Source organism: Bacillus sp. FSL M8-0071 (genome assembly GCF_037975455.1).
In the GTDB taxonomy this organism is placed as follows: Bacteria; Bacillota; Bacilli; order Bacillales; family Bacillaceae; genus Bacillus; species Bacillus subtilis.
Genome location: NZ_CP150256.1, coordinates 3,253,932 through 3,267,768 on the forward strand (window position 1 = coordinate 3,253,932; position 13,837 = coordinate 3,267,768).

The 13,837-nt window shown below is 44.6% G+C and carries 15 protein-coding genes; 6 read left to right on the forward strand and 9 right to left on the reverse strand.

Going from position 1 to position 13,837, the window contains the following annotated elements; translation table 11 throughout:
* Positions 1-8 precede the first annotated feature (8 nt).
* Positions 9-392, reverse strand: coding sequence for a tautomerase family protein (locus MKX71_RS16920; RefSeq protein ID WP_139451201.1), 384 nt, complete (start codon positions 390-392; stop codon positions 9-11).
* An 18-nt stretch (positions 393-410) separates the two neighbouring features.
* A complete protein-coding gene (locus MKX71_RS16925) occupies positions 411-1,151 on the reverse strand; it encodes an SDR family NAD(P)-dependent oxidoreductase (protein ID WP_339231363.1) in 741 nt (246 codons plus the stop codon).
* 133 nt (positions 1,152-1,284) lie between these two features.
* Between MKX71_RS16925 and MKX71_RS16930 the strand changes: the two genes are divergently transcribed.
* A complete protein-coding gene (locus MKX71_RS16930) occupies positions 1,285-2,172 on the forward strand; it encodes a LysR family transcriptional regulator (RefSeq protein ID WP_015714676.1) in 888 nt (295 codons plus the stop codon).
* Between the two features lie 19 nt (positions 2,173-2,191).
* Here MKX71_RS16930 and MKX71_RS16935 read toward each other — a convergent pair whose 3' ends face one another.
* The 4 genes from MKX71_RS16935 to MKX71_RS16950 form a co-directional block, all read right to left on the reverse strand.
* Positions 2,192-2,479: a YusU family protein gene (locus tag MKX71_RS16935; RefSeq protein WP_003228549.1), complete on the reverse strand. Its 288-nt coding sequence runs from the start codon at positions 2,477-2,479 to the stop codon at positions 2,192-2,194.
* Between the two features lie 24 nt (positions 2,480-2,503).
* On the reverse strand, positions 2,504-3,331 hold the full coding sequence (locus tag MKX71_RS16940) for an ABC transporter ATP-binding protein (RefSeq protein ID WP_080265401.1): 828 nt from the start codon (positions 3,329-3,331) through the stop codon (positions 2,504-2,506).
* A gap of 217 nt (positions 3,332-3,548) precedes the next feature.
* The gene (locus tag MKX71_RS16945; RefSeq protein WP_014477935.1) at positions 3,549-3,986 is read right to left on the reverse strand and encodes a YusW family protein; all 438 of its coding nucleotides are present in this window, start codon (positions 3,984-3,986) and stop codon (positions 3,549-3,551) included.
* Positions 3,987-4,095: 109 nt separating this feature from the next.
* Entirely contained in the window at positions 4,096-5,892 is a 1,797-nt protein-coding gene (locus MKX71_RS16950) for a M3 family oligoendopeptidase (protein WP_144528830.1), read from the reverse strand.
* A 134-nt stretch (positions 5,893-6,026) separates the two neighbouring features.
* Here MKX71_RS16950 and MKX71_RS16955 point away from each other — a divergent pair, with 134 nt between their 5' ends.
* Both MKX71_RS16955 and mrgA read left to right on the forward strand, forming a co-directional pair.
* Positions 6,027-6,869, forward strand: coding sequence for an oxidoreductase (locus MKX71_RS16955; protein ID WP_072173519.1), 843 nt, complete (start codon positions 6,027-6,029; stop codon positions 6,867-6,869).
* 89 nt (positions 6,870-6,958) lie between these two features.
* Positions 6,959-7,420 carry a metalloregulation DNA-binding stress protein MgrA gene (gene mrgA, locus MKX71_RS16960; protein WP_003228537.1) on the forward strand — a complete coding sequence of 154 codons (462 nt, stop codon included), beginning with the start codon at positions 6,959-6,961 and terminating at the stop codon, positions 7,418-7,420.
* A 42-nt stretch (positions 7,421-7,462) separates the two neighbouring features.
* On the opposite strand, the gene htrB is transcribed toward mrgA, so the two are convergent.
* Complete coding sequence (htrB, locus tag MKX71_RS16965) at positions 7,463-8,839, reverse strand: serine protease Do-like protein HtrB (protein WP_015251256.1); 1,377 nt, start codon at positions 8,837-8,839, stop codon at positions 7,463-7,465.
* 277 nt (positions 8,840-9,116) lie between these two features.
* Here htrB and cssR point away from each other — a divergent pair, with 277 nt between their 5' ends.
* Positions 9,117-9,794 (forward strand): secretion stress-responsive two-component system response regulator CssR, encoded by a 678-nt coding sequence (gene cssR, locus MKX71_RS16970; RefSeq protein ID WP_339231366.1) that lies wholly within the window; start codon positions 9,117-9,119, stop codon positions 9,792-9,794.
* Complete coding sequence (cssS, locus tag MKX71_RS16975; RefSeq protein WP_339231368.1) at positions 9,791-11,146, forward strand: secretion stress-responsive two-component system sensor histidine kinase CssS; 1,356 nt, start codon at positions 9,791-9,793, stop codon at positions 11,144-11,146. The genes cssR and cssS overlap by 4 nt, the downstream gene beginning before the upstream one ends.
* A gap of 27 nt (positions 11,147-11,173) precedes the next feature.
* On the opposite strand, the gene spxO is transcribed toward cssS, so the two are convergent.
* Positions 11,174-11,338 (reverse strand): anti-adapter protein SpxO, encoded by a 165-nt coding sequence (spxO, locus tag MKX71_RS16980; protein ID WP_003221681.1) that lies wholly within the window; start codon positions 11,336-11,338, stop codon positions 11,174-11,176.
* 167 nt (positions 11,339-11,505) lie between these two features.
* Here spxO and MKX71_RS16985 point away from each other — a divergent pair, with 167 nt between their 5' ends.
* Positions 11,506-12,381 (forward strand): TetR/AcrR family transcriptional regulator, encoded by an 876-nt coding sequence (locus tag MKX71_RS16985; protein WP_003243192.1) that lies wholly within the window; start codon positions 11,506-11,508, stop codon positions 12,379-12,381.
* Between the two features lie 35 nt (positions 12,382-12,416).
* Here MKX71_RS16985 and fumC read toward each other — a convergent pair whose 3' ends face one another.
* On the reverse strand, positions 12,417-13,805 hold the full coding sequence (gene fumC / locus MKX71_RS16990; RefSeq protein WP_003228523.1) for a class II fumarate hydratase: 1,389 nt from the start codon (positions 13,803-13,805) through the stop codon (positions 12,417-12,419).
* Positions 13,806-13,837: the final 32 nt, after the last annotated feature.

Genomic DNA, 13,837 nt, shown 5'->3' on the forward strand with positions numbered 1-13,837 from the left:
GGGGTTTTTTATTCAATCATCTGGGCTCTTCCATTTCCGAAAGACCAATCCTCATCCTGATTTCCGGCCAGCATGATAAACACATCTTCTTTTCTTACACCAAGCTCGGAATGAATCCGGCTCGCGATTGAGCGGTATAGTGCTTTTTTCTGTTCGGTTGTTCTTGACTGTTTCAGTGTAAAATGAATGTATATCAGTCCATCAGTTCGCTCGACTTGGAGATAAAATGGATCATAAAAAAATTCGCTTTTTTCATATTGTCTAATGACTTGAAAATAGTCATCTTCCGGCACATTGATTTCTTCAATCATCGATTGGTGGACAGTCCTGCTCAGTTTTTGAAGCCACGCTTCGCTTCTTCCCGACCGTAAATGAATCTGTACAAATGGCATCTCCCTGCACCCCTTTCTTTACAGCGTCTGTCCGCTGTCAATTGTGATAATTTGGCCTGTGAGTGATTCCTGTTCAATTAGTGAACAAATCAATTTGGCAACATCATCTGGTTCAGCAATACACTGCAGCGGCAAAGAGCCGATCATGCTTTTCATTTTTTCTTCCCGGCCGGCCCACCATCTCGTTGCCACAGCTCCTGGTGCTACACCGCTCACTCTGATTTCAGGTGCTAAGGCGTGGGCCAATGATTTCGTTAAACCGTGCACCGCCGATTTTGATACTGCATAAGGCATAGATGAGCCGGCACCAGTTATCCCTGCGATGCTGCCGACGTTTACGATCGCCCCGGCCTTGCTTTTCTTCATGAACGTAACCACTGCCCGCGCGCAGAAAAACATCCCTTTCACATTGACGGCATACAGCTCATCCCATATGTCTTCTGTCGCAGCCTCAAGATTATCCATTGGAATATGCCGTGTAATGCTGGCATTGTTGACTAAAATATCAACCGTTCCGTGTGTGTTCACGATTGCTTGAATCATATCCTGCACGTCGCTGTTTTTGGATACATCTGCTTGGATGGCGAAGGCTTGCCCGCCAGCTTTTTGAATCTTTTCCACTGTTTCCTCCGCTTCTGATTGCGAGCGCGAATAATTCACCGCCACAATCGCCCCGCGCTTTGCCAATTCCATACTGGCTGCTTTTCCGATTCCTGTGCCGCCCCCCGTTACGAGAGCTATTTTGTTCAAGACATTCATTGCCGCCACTCCTTGCTGTTGACTAAAGTATATTTCTGATTCCATTGTAATCCAGCTTTGATGTTGCGTATAATGATTGTTAAAGATACTAGATATCACTCATATTGATAGCAAACGAACGGAGGAGTTTAAAATGGAAAGCGGAGATTTACGTGTGTTTCAAATGGTAGCCCGTGAAGGGACCATTACGAAAGCAGCCTTGCAGCTTGGCTATGTACAATCGAATGTCACGGCCAGAATTCAGCAATTGGAAGCTGAGCTGGGTACCACACTGTTTTTGCGCCATAATCGGGGCATGACACTTTCTGCAAGCGGAAAATTGCTGCTGGACTACGCAAATAAAATTATCGGCCTGCTTGATGAAGCGTCTAAAGCGCTCTCATCCTCCGCAGAACCAAGCGGGCCGCTTATGATCGGCTCCACTCAGACAACCGCCGCGGTAAGGCTTCCAAAGCTCCTGGCATCTTATTATGAAGAACATCCAAACGTCCAGCTGTCTTTAACAACAGGACATACGCAATTTCTCCTTGATAAAGTTCTTCGTTATGAATTGGATGGCGCGTTTATCGGATGCGAATGCCATCATCCTGAGCTCGAATCCTATCCTGCGTTTGAGGAAGAACCAGTAGTTGTTTCGGCTGCCTCCGTGCCCGATGTTGAGGAAGCCATCACAAAGCCGATTCTCGTTTACAGCACAGGCTGTTCGTATCGAGAAACACTTGAAAAATGGCTGCGTTCCGTCGGTGTCACACAGCCGGTCATTATGGAATTTGGGACACTTGAAGCAATTATCGGCGGGGTTACAGCAGGTCTTGGCATCTCGTTGCTGCCAAGAACGGTTGTGCAGAAACATGAAGCAGAAGGATCAATTCGATTGTACCCGCTGCCTGAAGCTCTCAGCCAGATGAAAACAGAATTTATTGTTCGAAAAGATTCATTTATCAGCAGCGCGCTGAGAACCTTTATGGATTCCTTTACGCCAGATAAAACGGCTGAATCACAAAAAAGCAGTCTGCTATAATGAACAGACTGCTTTTTGGCTATTGTTTGTTTCGATGCGCTTCATTTAATTCCTTAATATGCTGAATGATCTCTTTAATGCCCTGCTTTGCATCAGGGTATGTCGCATTCCAATGCTTAGCGAGCGGAGGCATGCTTTTGGCTATATGGGTGTACAAAATCCATTGCTTCACTTCTTCTTTTAGCTCATCGTTTGTTTCACCAAGCAGAAGCTCAGTATACTTCTCCAGCAATCCATCCAGCTGCTCCTGAAGTTTTTGTTCCATTTTCCATCTTCCTTTCGAAAAAACAGCAAGGAGCTTTCTCAATTGAAAGCTCCTTCGCTGCGTTATTTATCCATGTGATGTGAAAGCCGCTTCCTGGACAATGCATCTGCCCCTGCCATGAGGAATGCAAAGAGGCGTTCCGAAGAGCGGGTCCTGTGTAACCTGACAGTTCATAGAAAACACATTTTGCACAAGATCACAAGTGATGACCTCTTCCGGACGGCCTTCTGCATAAATCCGTTTATCTTTTATGGCCACAAGATGATGCGCATAGCGGCACGCCAAGTTTAAGTCATGGAGAACCATAACAATCGTCCGGCCTTCCTTTTCATTCAGCTCAAACAGCAAATCAAGAATTTCAATTTGATGCGTCATGTCTAAATACGTCGTCGGCTCGTCAAGAAGGATGATATCCGTTTCCTGGGCAAGCGTCATCGCAATCCAAGCCCGCTGGCGCTGTCCGCCTGACAAAGAATCAACGGCGCGGTCAGCCATGTCCTCAAGCTTTGTTGCTTTAAGCGCTCTTTCAACTGCTTCCTCATCCTCTTTTGACCACTGCTTCAGCCAGTTTTGGTAAGGATATCTTCCTTGCTTCACCAGCTGATGCACCGTCAGCCCCTCAGGAGCCGAAGGACCTTGGGGCAGGATTGCGAGCTCTTTTGCGACTTCCTTCGTCGGAAGCTTGGCAATCGCTCTTCCTTCCAGCAGCACTGAACCGCCTCTCGGCTTCATCAGGCGCGCTAATGAACGTAAAAGTGTCGATTTTCCGCAGCCATTGCTGCCAATAAATACGGTAATTTCACCTTTGGGAATTGTTAAATTCAACTCATCAATAATAACGGCATCCCCGTATCCTAAGCTCAGCGTTTCTGTAGAAATTGCACTCATACCCATAACCGCTCCTTTTTGCTGGCTTTTTAGCAGCACTATGTATTGCACGTTTTCTATATACATGCTTTTAAGTCAATTATCATCAATGCAAGTGATTCCGATATTCAGCCATTTGATATGGTCATATATCCCTCATTGTAGCAGAAAACACTGACTTTGAAAATCATTTTCAATTAGTTTTATGGACATAATTGACGTTTATGGGTTTTTTATCACAAGATTACTTCTTGATTTCTCTGATGGAGCCGTCCTTCAGCTTCAATTTTAAATCGATATGATCATAATGACTGTCCAGATTAAATGCTGCCAGCACACTGTGTATCACTTCTGTTTCAGCCATTTGGTCTGTTACGGAAAGCTCGCTCAAAATCATTTTCATCTCATCCAATGCTTCTTCTCCCTCCTGATTGACACCGGAGAGCTTATCCTGTATTTCCGCTTTTTCCTGAGTTCCGTTCTTTGTATAGATTCCTTCATAACGGTTATGCTCACCATCCCCGTAGCTCACACGAAGCGAAAAATTACTGTAGGGAACGGACTTCAGCTGGGTGACGGCTGTATTTTCTCCTTCTGCCTGCTGCTGGTCTTCATTGAAACGGCAGCCCGCAATCAGAACCACTGCGAGACATACAGCCCCGGCTGCTCTGATCAAATGCATATGTTTCCCCCCTGTAGGATTCCATTTATTTTAGGTATATCCAGAGAATGAAATCCTCATTCAGAGAAGAATTGAAAAAGCCGGGGCATTTAACGCCACGGCTTTTTCTTTAAGATTCGGTCATTTGTAAAAAGGTTTCGGCGTCACGCACAGCCAGCTTGATGGCATTCTCCCAGAAATCGCGCTTTGTGATGTCAGCGCCCAAATGCTTCATCGCCAAATCCTCCACTGTCATAGAAGCCGTATCGCGCAATAGCGCAATATACTTCTCTTCGAATGCATTTTTTTCTTCAAGCGCCAGCGCGTAAATGCCAAGAGAAAACAGGTAGCCGAATGTATAAGGGAAATTGTAAAACGGCACCCTCGTGATGTGAAAATGAAGCTTTGATGCCCAAAAAAGCGGATGATATTCTTCTAACGCATTGCAGTATGCCTCTCTTTGCGCCTCTTCCATCAGCTCATTCAAGCGGCTGGCCGGTACCACTCCCCGCTTTCGTTCCTCGTAGAATCTCGTTTCAAATAGAAATCTTGCGTGAATGTTCATGAAGAACGCAACGCTTCTTTGCACTTTATCCTCCAGAAGAACAAGCTTTTCTTCCCTCGTCTCGGCCTGCTGGACAGTCGCGTCCGCCACTATCATCTCTGCAAACGTTGAAGCTGTTTCTGCAACGTTCATGGCGTAGGAACGGTTTAACGGCCTGACGTTGAGCATTGCTTCCTGATGGAACGCGTGCCCGAGTTCATGCGCAAGAGTAGAGACATTTGAGGCGCTTCCCGAAAATGTCATGAAAATCCGGGATTCCCCGCTGTCAGGAAAACTGGTGCAAAAGCCGCCGACTCTTTTTCCACTCCTGTCTTCCGCCTCAATCCAGCCGTCCCGAAACGCTTTTTCAGTGAATGAGGACAGTTTTTTGCCAAACGTTGAAAACTGGCTGGTAATGATATTTGCGGCTTCATCATACGAATAGACCTTTCCGTCAGAACCGATCGGTGCCTCAACATCGTACCAGCTGAGTTTTTCAAGGCCGAGCATGGATGCTTTCCGGTTCAAAAACTGAACGAACGGCTTCTTGTTTTCAGTGATGACCTGCCACATCGTATCAAGTGTTTCTTTTTTCATCCTGTTAATTTGCAGCGGTTCCTTCAGGACATTCTCCCAACCGCGCGCTTTATAGGTTTCAAGCCGGAATCCCGCCAAATGATTCAGCGTGCTGCTGAAAATATCCTGCTTACTCTCCCAAGCTTGGCGGAAACGTTCATATACTGTTTTTCTGACAGTACGGTCTTGATGGTCCATCATATTCTCCGCCTGACCGACAGACAATTGCTTGTTTTCACCGTTTTCCTCATACGGGATCGTCATTTTCCCGACAATCATATTGTATAAGTCACTCCAAGCGTGATATCCGTCCACCGCAAGGTTCCCGATCAGTTTTTCTTTACCGGGGCTAAGCTTTTCGGCAACCCTCTGTCTTCTTTCATTTAATATGTAAGAAACATCGCGCAATCCCGGTTTTGTTAACAACCTATTCCACACTTCTTGATCAATGTCCACAAGTTTATGATCTAATGTAACGAGCGACGATTGAAAATCTGCGGAAAGCCGGTTCATGAGTGCCTGATGCTCTATAGCCTTTTGATCATTGATATTCTGGGCCTGAAGACAGGCAACAAACGCGCCGGCCTGCTGAAGCTTGACGGATGTCTGTTCGAATAAATCAAGCAACGCGGTCAGCCCTTCAGCCTCTTCAGGCGATTCAGGCACCTGAAACGCATCAGTCCTGTCTTGAAATGCACGCAGACTTTGTGACAGCTTCTCAATATAACCTTTGAATTCTTCCGATTGGCTCCCGCCCTTAAAAAATGAATCAAGATCCCATCTTTGGCCTACCCCTTGCAGCGCCATATCACAAAACCCCTTTCCTTCTTTCGTTCTATTATAGAACAATTCTGAATTGTTGTATAAAAATTTCTTTTTACAGGCGTCATCTCCTGTTCAGGATAGTACAATAGCTGTAGCCGTTTAATAGGAGGTATAGGATGAATAAAAAAATAGCCATCGTAACGGGAGCGTCCAGCGGCTTCGGTCTGCTGGCAGCTGTAAAGCTTGCCCGATCATTTTTCGTGATAGCCACATCAAGACAGCCTGAAAAAGCGGAACAGCTTCGGGAATTGGCTGCAGCACACAATGTGTCTGATTCTATTCACATTACAGCTCTCGATGTCACCGATGAACAATCTATAGTCTCATTCGGAAAAGCCATTAGTGCTTACGCCCCGATCGACTTACTCGTTAACAACGCCGGAACGGCTTATGGAGGATTTATCGAGGATGTGCCGATGGAACATTTCAGAGAACAATTTGAAACGAATGTCTTCGGTGTGATCCATGTGACAAAAACCGTTCTCCCTTACATAAGAAAGCATGGCGGCGCAAAGATTATAAACGTGAGCAGCATCAGCGGACTGACCGGATTCCCAGCGCTGTCGCCATATGTTTCTTCCAAGCATGCATTGGAAGGTTTTTCTGAAAGCCTGCGTATCGAGCTGCTTCCGTTCGGTATCGAAACCGCTTTGATCGAGCCGGGCTCATACAAGACATCGATCTGGTCAACGTCATTATCAAATTTTATGTCGGTGCCTGCTGACGATTCAGCCTATCATCAATACTATAAAAAGATCCTTTCCTACGTTGAAAAAAACGGAGAAGAAAGCGGAGATCCCCAAGAGGTTGCCGACCTCATTTATCAATTGGCAACAAAACAGCATATCAAGAAATTGCGATACCCGATCGGAAAGGGCATCAAGCTCACCCTGCTGTTCCGATCGCTTTTTCCTTGGTCTGCGTGGGAGTCTATCCTGAAGAAAAAGCTATTCAGCTGATCTAAATTATAATTATTATAATTTAGTATTGATTTTTATTTAGTATATGATATAATTAAGTCAACAGATCACAAGGAGGACGTTATCTTATGAAAACTGAAAACGCAAAAACAAATCAAACATTAGTTGAGAATTCACTGAACACACAATTATCAAACTGGTTTCTTTTATACTCTAAGCTCCACCGTTTCCATTGGTATGTGAAAGGGCCTCATTTCTTTACATTGCACGAGAAATTTGAAGAACTTTATGACCATGCGGCTGAAACAGTGGATACCATCGCTGAGCGCCTGCTGGCGATTGGCGGACAGCCTGTTGCCACAGTGAAAGAATACACTGAGCATGCATCTATCACAGACGGCGGAAACGAAACATCAGCATCAGAAATGGTACAAGCATTGGTAAACGACTACAAACAAATCAGCAGCGAATCTAAATTCGTGATCGGCCTGGCTGAAGAAAATCAAGACAATGCGACAGCGGACTTGTTTGTCGGATTAATTGAAGAAGTTGAAAAACAAGTGTGGATGCTTTCCTCTTATTTAGGATAAAAAAAGCTGAACCCTATTTGGGTTCAGCTTTTTGTTTTTTTCTTAGCTTGAACTGCTTTCTGTCTGCTTGGTCAGTGTTGCGTTCAACGTTTTCGTTTTTCCCTTTCGCAGCACTTGGATTGTTGTTTTATCTCCGACTTTTAAGTCTTTGTAAAGGATCTGACGGATATCCGCACTGCTTTCCACGTCTTTACCGTTTAGTTTGACAATGACATCCTCAGATTTAATACCTGCTTTTTCTGCCGGCGAATTTGCTTGAACTTCTTTTACATAAACACCTTTGCCCAATTGATCTCCAAACAGACCGAGCGTATTTTCCTGATAGGTTTCAGGAACTTGTGACATGTCAATCATCTGCACGCCTAAAAACGGACGGTCCACCTTCCCGTTTTGCAGCAGCTGGTCAACAATCGGCTCGACATCATTGCTTGGGATCGCAAATCCAAGTGATTCCACGCCGCTTTCGCTCACCTTCAAACTGTTGATGCCGATGACCTGGCCGCTTGCATTGATTAATGGGCCTCCGCTGTTCCCCGGATTGATCGCTGCATCAGTTTGCAGCACGTTCATTTCCACCGTCCCTTGTGTTGTATCCACATCAATTGTCCGGTTCAATCCGCTAATGATGCCTTGTGTCACCGTACCGGAAAACTGCTGTCCGAGCGGGTTACCGATAGCGATTACCTTTTCGCCAGTGCGCAGCTGTGAAGAATCACCAAAGCTCGCCACTTTTTTGACGTTCTTGCTGCTGATTTCCAAAACTGCCAAATCAGTAATGGTATCGCTGCCGACAAGCTTGGCAGTTTCCGTTTCTCCGTTGTATAGCGTAACAGTCAGCTTGTTCGCGCCTTCAACGACATGGTTGTTTGTAATGATATACGCTTTATTGCTGTCTTTTTTGAAAATAACACCTGACCCGGTTCCGCTTTCACTTTCTGAGCTGGAGCCTCCTCCTGTGCCGAATGTGTTATTTTGAGAGGTTTGGATATTTGAGATTCCGACAATCGTAGGCTCTAAATCCTCTACCATATCAGCGATGTTTGATGCGTTCGTTATCGGCGCCGTTGTAAAATTATCAGACTGCACCTGTTTATTTGCGGAAGCGGTCTCGGTCGCCTGATTTTGGTCTGACGGCAGATAAGGCGCGATGCCAAGCATGAGGCCCCCGCCGATAATACCGCCTAAAATCGGGCTCAGCCATGCGGCTCTCCGTTTCTTTTCTTTTTTCACAGCCGTTTCTTGCTTTTCCATTTCTAAAGCAGAAGCCGTTTCCTGCCGTCCCGCTTCATACGACACAGGCGCGTCAAGCAATTCTTGTTCAGAATGTCCAATCAGCTTCTGGTTTTCTGTATTCTGCTGTTCTGTATGTGAAGGTTCAGTTTGATGTTGATCGTTTTGGCCATCACGTCGATAATCCATGTTCTTACACTCCTTTAACGGTTATTCATTTATCGTTACATATTCATCGCATGTACAAGTTCAATTGTCCCAATAATGAGGAGAAAAGCAAAGCACCAAAATAGAATATGTTTGATCATCCTACATCTTCCTCGCTCTTTTTCTCTTCCTTTCTTCCCTTAACCATATCATAAACAAACATTGTGGGATAAAAATGAAAAGAATATGTGAAATTATGAAAATTGCCTGCCGTATGTTAAAACTAGTTTATAATGACGTTGAAAGGATGTGAAGAGCCTTGTCATACACCATTTATCTAGTTGAAGATGAGGATAACCTGAATGAACTGCTGACGAAGTATTTAGAGAATGAGGGCTGGAACATTACATCTTTTACGAAAGGTGAAGACGCCAGAAAGAAAATGACACCGTCTCCCCACCTATGGATTCTCGATATCATGCTGCCGGATACCGACGGCTATACATTAATAAAAGAAATCAAGGCGAAAGATCCTGACGTGCCGGTCATTTTTATTTCCGCCCGAGATGCGGATATTGACAGAGTGCTTGGCTTAGAGCTTGGCAGCAATGACTACATTTCAAAGCCGTTTCTGCCGCGGGAGCTGATTATCCGTGTGCAAAAGCTGCTGCAGCTCGTATATAAGGAAGCTCCTCCTGTCCAAAAAAATGAAATTGCCGTCTCCTCGTACTGGGTCGCTGAAGACGCCCGCGAGGTCTATGACGAAAACGGGAATATCATCAATTTGACGTCAAAGGAATTTGATCTGCTGCTATTATTTATCCATCATAAAGGGCATCCATACTCTCGTGAGGATATCCTCCTAAAAGTGTGGGGACATGACTACTTCGGAACAGACCGGGTAGTTGATGATCTCGTCCGGAGACTGCGCAGAAAGATGCCTGAATTGAGGGTGGAGACGATTTACGGTTTCGGCTACAGGATGATGTCATCATGAAAAACAAGCCGCTCGCGTTTCAGATATGGGTTGTCATATCCGGCATCCTGTTAGCGATATCGATTTTACTGCTTGTGTTATTTTCAAACACGCTGCGTGATTTTTTCACTAATGAAACGTATACGATGATTGAAAATGAGCAGCATGTTCTGACAGAGTACCGCCTGCCAGGTTCGATTGAAAGGCGCTATTACAGCGAGGAGGCGACGGCGCCGACAACTGTCCGCTCCGTACAGCACGTGCTCCTTCCTGAAAATGAAGAGGCTTCTTCAGACAAGGATTTAAGCATTCTGTCATCTTCATTTATCCACAAGGTGTACAAGCTGGCTGATAAGCAGGAAGCTAAAAAGAAACGTTACAGCGCCGACGTCAATGGAGAGAAAGTGTTTTTTGTCATTAAAAAGGGACTTTCAGTCAATGGACAATCAGCGATGATGCTCTCTTACGCGCTTGATTCTTATCGGGACGATTTGGCCTATACCTTGTTCAAACAGCTTCTGTTTATTATAGCTGTCGTCATTTTATTAAGCTGGATTCCGGCTATTTGGCTTGCAAAGTATTTATCAAGGCCTCTTGTATCATTTGAAAAACACGTCAAACGGATTTCTGAACAGGATTGGGATGACCCAGTAAAAGTGGACCGGAAAGATGAAATCGGCAAATTGGGCCATACCATCGAAGAGATGCGCCAAAAGCTTGTGCAAAAGGATGAAACAGAAAGAACTCTATTGCAAAATATCTCTCATGATTTAAAAACGCCGGTCATGGTCATCAGAGGCTATACACAATCAATTAAAGACGGGATTTTTCCTAAAGGAGACCTTGAAAACACTGTAGATGTTATTGAATGCGAAGCTCTTAAGCTGGAGAAAAAAATAAAGGATTTATTATATTTAACGAAGCTGGATTATTTAGCGAAGCAAAAAGTGCAGCACGACATGTTCAGTATTGTGGAAGTGACAGAAGAAGTCATCGAACGATTGAAGTGGGCGCGGAAAGAACTATCGTGGGAAATTGATGTAGAAGAGGATATTTTGATGCCGGGCGATCCGGAGCAATGGAACAAACTCCTCGAAAACATTTTGGAAAATCAAATCCGCTATGCTGAGACAAAAATAGAAATCAGCATGAAACAAGATGATCGAAATATCGTGATCACCATTAAAAATGACGGTCCGCATATTGAAGATGAGATGCTCTCCAGCCTCTATGAGCCTTTTAATAAAGGGAAGAAAGGCGAATTCGGCATTGGTCTAAGCATCGTAAAACGAATTTTAACTCTTCATAAGGCATCTATCTCAATTGAAAATGACAAAACGGGTGTAACATACCGCATAGCAGTGCCAAAATAGACTGTAGATGTTTTGCAGTCTATTTTTTTATGTGAAAGAATAGCCGTTAAAATCTCTGTAATTTGTTTTGAGCGGCTGTTTGCATTGATGAACCCATTTTTTCTCTGACAAGGTCTGCTTCGGATATTTGACTTTCTCCACTTTGATTCCTCTGTTTCGCAAGCGGCTGATCATTTCGTCCAATTCTCTCATTCTAGATTCACCCTTTCGCTTGAGCTTTGACCATTCGGTCATCTCAATTTATAATATAAATAATACATGATAAAAAAACAAGTTACAATAAGGTTAATTTTATAACAGACGGTGTGACTATATGGTCATATCCTAGCAGGCCTCCGGGCTCCGAAAGGGTGGAACCATTGAAGGAAAAAGAAAAACTGATTATTGAAACAGCCTTAAAACTATTTGCCCAAAAAGGATACAACTCAACATCAGTCCAGGAAATCGCAAAAGAATGCAAAATATCTAAAGGCGCTTTTTATATTTATTTTCCTTCGAAAGAAGCGCTTCTTCTCTCTATGCTGAACTACTATTATGATAAAACGTTTACCCGAATTTTAAATATTAAAACGAAGGGCGACAGCCCCAGAACGGCTTACCGTAAACAGCTGACCGTCCTCTATGAAAACATTCTTGAACACAAAGATTTTATCAGCATGCAGTTGAAGGAGGGTTCTCTGCCTTACACAGAAGAAGTGGAGCAATGCGCAAAAAAAATCCGCCAGTCCTCACTTCAATTTCATATCGACAGCCTGCTGAACATCTATGGAAAAAAAGCGGAACCCTACACTGCTGAGCTTTGTTTTTTAATAGAGGGCATCAGCCAGATTTACCTGGAATGCATGATTTTGCTCGGGTACACTGTGAAGCCGTCTCAATTAGCTGATATCATTATGAATCGAATTGATGATATGGTAAAAGGCATGTCTGAACGAAACGATAAGCCTTTCATCACATTGGAAGAGGCGAGCTCTTTATTCGGACCTCTTACGCACGGACGGCCTGACCCGCTGACTGAATCAATTGTGAAAAGCCTACGTGACAAAATTAACAGCTTAAACACAAACTCCTCTCTTGAATTATCGGAGAGCTTGGACATACTTGAAGCAGAAATGAAGAAAAAAACACCGAAGCTGGCGATCATAAAAGGAATGATTCATAATCTGACGGAGTCTGAAGCTCTCGCCAAAGATGCGGAACAGCTTAAATATTTATTAAAACAGCAACATATTTAGAAGAACGGCTGCTTAAAAAGCAGCCGTTCTTCCTATTACGCCTTTGGTTTTACCATGTCTTCCGGCTTAACCATTTCGTTAAATTGCTCCTCTGTCAGCAATTCAAGCTTCAAAGCTGCTTCTTTGAGCGTCAATCCCTCTTTATGGGCAAGCTTGGCGATTTTCGCCGCGTTTTCATAACCGATATGCGGGTTCAGCGCCGTAACAAGCATTAATGAATTTGACAGGTTTTCCTGAATGGTTTCTTTATTAGGCTCAATACCGACAGCACATTTATCATGGAATGAATTCATGCCGTCACTGAGCAGCTGCACAGATTGCAGGAAGTTGTAAATAATAACAGGCTTAAACACGTTCAGTTCAAAGTTCCCCTGACTCGCCGCAAAGCCGATTGTCGCATCGTTCCCCATGATTTGCGCTGCGATCATTGTTAACGCTTCGCTTTGTGTCGGGTTGACTTTACCAGGCATAATAGAGCTTCCCGGCTCATTTTCAGGAATGACGATCTCCCCGATGCCGCAGCGGGGTCCGCTTGCGAGCCATCTGACATCGTTCGCGATTTTCATTAAGTCAGCCGCAAGCGCTTTTAATGCGCCATGCGCATAAGTGATTTCGTCATGGCTTGTCAGCGCGTGGAATTTATTCGGCGAGCTGCTGAACGTTTGGCCGGTCAGCTTAGTGATCTCTTCTGAGACAAGCTCTCCAAACTCTGGGTGGGCGTTGATACCCGTTCCGACAGCCGTTCCACCAATTGCAAGCGCACGCATTTTATCTGTCGCTTCCAAAATCATTTCCTTCGAACGGTCCAGCATGTGAACCCATCCGCTGATTTCCTGTCCGAGGGTCAGTGGCGTAGCATCCTGAAGATGCGTGCGTCCGATTTTGACAATATCATTGTATGCTTTTGCTTTTTCATCCAGTGTATTGCGAAGCTGATCAAGCGCCGGCACAAGCTGCTCGTAAACAGCCAAAACAGCGGCAACATGCATCGCAGTCGGGAATGTGTCGTTTGAGCTTTGGCTTCGGTTCACGTCATCATTTGGATGAATCGTTTGATCAGAGTTCTTCTCTTTTAATAAAGCAGTCGCACGGTTGGCTACCACTTCGTTCATGTTCATATTGCTTTGTGTGCCGCTTCCGGTCTGCCATACGACAAGCGGGAAGTTGTCATCGTACTTGCCTTTGAGCACATCATCACAAACCGCTGCAATCGCTTCTGCTTTTTCAGCGTCCAGATTGCCGAGGCGTTTATTAGCTAGAGCAGTGCTTCGTTTTAAAATTGCAAACGCCTTCACAACACGCATCGGCATTTTTTCAGAACCGATCTTAAAGTTCTCCTTGCTTCGCTGTGTTTGGGCGCCCCAAAATTTATCAGCAGGAACTTTTACTTCTCCCATGGTGTCTCGTTCAATTCTGTATTCCATTTATGTATCCCTCCATAACGGTTGCTTCAATA

Coding starts and splice junctions, on each gene's coding strand:
- MKX71_RS16920 (WP_139451201.1), bottom strand. CDS start 392: ATGCCATTTGTACAGATTCATTTACGGTCGGGAAGAAGCGAAGCGTGG.
- MKX71_RS16925 (WP_339231363.1), bottom strand. CDS start 1,151: ATGAATGTCTTGAACAAAATAGCTCTCGTAACGGGGGGCGGCACAGGA.
- MKX71_RS16930 (WP_015714676.1), top strand. CDS start 1,285: ATGGAAAGCGGAGATTTACGTGTGTTTCAAATGGTAGCCCGTGAAGGG.
- MKX71_RS16940 (WP_080265401.1), bottom strand. CDS start 3,331: ATGGGTATGAGTGCAATTTCTACAGAAACGCTGAGCTTAGGATACGGG.
- MKX71_RS16945 (WP_014477935.1), bottom strand. CDS start 3,986: ATGCATTTGATCAGAGCAGCCGGGGCTGTATGTCTCGCAGTGGTTCTG.
- MKX71_RS16950 (WP_144528830.1), bottom strand. CDS start 5,892: ATGGCGCTGCAAGGGGTAGGCCAAAGATGGGATCTTGATTCATTTTTT.
- MKX71_RS16955 (WP_072173519.1), top strand. CDS start 6,027: ATGAATAAAAAAATAGCCATCGTAACGGGAGCGTCCAGCGGCTTCGGT.
- mrgA (WP_003228537.1), top strand. CDS start 6,959: ATGAAAACTGAAAACGCAAAAACAAATCAAACATTAGTTGAGAATTCA.
- htrB (WP_015251256.1), bottom strand. CDS start 8,839: ATGGATTATCGACGTGATGGCCAAAACGATCAACATCAAACTGAACCT.
- cssS (WP_339231368.1), top strand. CDS start 9,791: ATGAAAAACAAGCCGCTCGCGTTTCAGATATGGGTTGTCATATCCGGC.
- spxO (WP_003221681.1), bottom strand. CDS start 11,338: ATGAGAGAATTGGACGAAATGATCAGCCGCTTGCGAAACAGAGGAATC.
- fumC (WP_003228523.1), bottom strand. CDS start 13,805: ATGGAATACAGAATTGAACGAGACACCATGGGAGAAGTAAAAGTTCCT.